At 65.5% G+C, this 1,271-nt stretch carries 2 protein-coding genes; one reads left to right on the top strand and one right to left on the bottom strand.

Translation table 11 applies throughout. The features are described from left to right. Positions 1–119 precede the first annotated feature (119 nt). On the top strand, positions 120–398 hold the full coding sequence (locus ACFU5K_RS31955) for a hypothetical protein (protein ID WP_384068266.1): 279 nt from the start codon (positions 120–122) through the stop codon (positions 396–398). A 361-nt stretch (positions 399–759) separates the two neighbouring features. Here ACFU5K_RS31955 and ACFU5K_RS31960 read toward each other — a convergent pair whose 3' ends face one another. Continuing rightward, positions 760–1,167 (bottom strand): hypothetical protein, encoded by a 408-nt coding sequence (locus tag ACFU5K_RS31960; RefSeq protein WP_384068269.1) that lies wholly within the window; start codon positions 1,165–1,167, stop codon positions 760–762. Positions 1,168–1,271 lie beyond the last annotated feature (104 nt).

Raw genomic sequence — 1,271 nt, forward strand, 5'->3', positions numbered from 1 at the left:
GGGCCCAGGAAAGCTTCACAACTCACCTAACCCGTGCGGTCCTTCTCATGTCACGGCCCGACCGGGACGATCACTAATTCCCCCAAGGTCGTAAGGACTCATTCCTGTCCATCGGCTCCGTGGGCTCCGTGCTGTCCGTCGGTTCGGTCGGCAGTGTGCTGTCCGTCGGCTCCATCGGCTCTTCGATGTCCGTCGGCTCGATCGGCTCCGCCATGTCCCTGGTGTCGCTGGGGTCCATTCAGAGCACCGCAAGTGCGCTGTCCATCCAGGCACGGCGCTCTGTGCTGGCCATCGGTCCCTACCGTGTGATCAGTTCCCCCGGTTCGCTCGCGCTGGTCGGATCGGGCACACTCGCGCTTGCCGCCGCGCTTGCCCTGTACACACGTGCCCGGCCATGAGTGGTGCGACGCCCCGGTCCTGGCGCCGACAGACAGGCTCGCTGGCGGGCATGTTCGCTCGCGGGACTCGCCCTGTCCGGAACCGGACTGGAAGCACCCCGAGTTGACCACCACCTACCAGTCCTGGTGAACGCCTTCGACACCCACCCCGCTCAGGCGTTTTACAGGAACTCCTCGGCATGCGCACCGACGACCCGGCCATGAACGTCACCTGCAGCCGACTGGGACGTCTCCCCCGTCGAGGCTTCCTCACTCAACCCGGGCCGGGCCGCTACTTGCGAACAGCTGAACCGCATCCACCTGGACCAGCACTCCGCAATCATGCGTGGTATAGCCCAGTAAGGGTGGCTTCGCTATTCGCTCAGTTTGCCGGACGGCGTTTCTGGCGTGCGCGCTCCTCGGACTCCTGCATCTCCAGGACGCGGAAGACATGAGTGGTCGCGTGCTTTCGTGCGCTTCCGTTCGTGAACAGCGCCGCGCCGGCGACGGCGGGTGGTACGGCCAGGAGACCGATTGCGAGCAGTTCAGGCCAGTCACGCTCGGCGCCGCACTGCTTCCACGTGCCCCGGCTGTACGACGTGCTCTCGTCGTCGTAGAACACGGGCGCCTCACAGGCGATCTCGTCCTGGTAGTCGTGCACGGTGAACGGCATGAACAACAGGTAGCCCAACCAGAGGCACAGTGCTGCCGCGACCGCCAGCAGGCCGGCGCCCCAACCCTGCTGGCGCCCGGCCCGGCGGTCGAATTCCTGTCGGACTGTCCAGTGCATGCAAAATCCGGCTCTCCTGCCGTATGTGTGGGTCACTCTGTAGCAACTTGACGGCCGGGGAGGGTGGGTTTGTCTCCGGCGAGGGTGAGCATGACGAGGGCGAT

The sequence above is a fragment of the Streptomyces sp. NPDC057428 genome (assembly GCF_042803195.1).
GTDB lineage: Bacteria > Actinomycetota > Actinomycetes > Streptomycetales > Streptomycetaceae > Streptomyces.

Excerpts from the sequence above, each read along its gene's own strand:
- ACFU5K_RS31960 (WP_384068269.1), bottom strand. The coding sequence starts at position 1,167 with ATGCACTGGACAGTCCGACAGGAATTCGACCGCCGGGCCGGGCGCCAG.